Annotated in this window: 1 protein-coding gene; it reads right to left on the minus strand. The window is 35.8% G+C overall.

Annotated features, from left to right (window positions below; all coding sequences use genetic code 11):
- On the minus strand, positions 1 to 242 hold a 242-nt coding region (locus tag MD536_RS21495; RefSeq protein WP_239603835.1), incomplete at its 3' end, for a TetR/AcrR family transcriptional regulator.
- Between the last annotated feature and the right edge of the window lie 43 nt (positions 243 to 285).

The following is a 285-nucleotide window of genomic DNA, read 5'->3' on the forward strand; positions in this document are numbered from 1 at the left end:
TCATCTATTTCCAGTAGTAATTCCAGTTCGTCCAGGAATTTGTTGGCACAACGAGTTTTTGCCGCTTCAAGTAAGCGTTTTTTAGTTTTAAATTTTCTAAATAATGTTACTTCATTAACTCCAGCTTCAGCAGCAATCCTTTTGGTAGTGGCACCGTCCCATCCTTCTTTATCCAGTATTCTGATGGTGGCATCAAGTATCCTCTTTTCTGTTGAGTCCATAATGTAAGTAAGTACTTGCATACATATATAGTTTTTGATTAACCGGGGATAAACAAAAAAATAA

Origin of the sequence: Flavihumibacter cheonanensis (assembly GCF_022352215.1) — a bacterium.
GTDB classification, from domain to species: domain Bacteria; phylum Bacteroidota; class Bacteroidia; order Chitinophagales; family Chitinophagaceae; genus Flavihumibacter; species Flavihumibacter cheonanensis.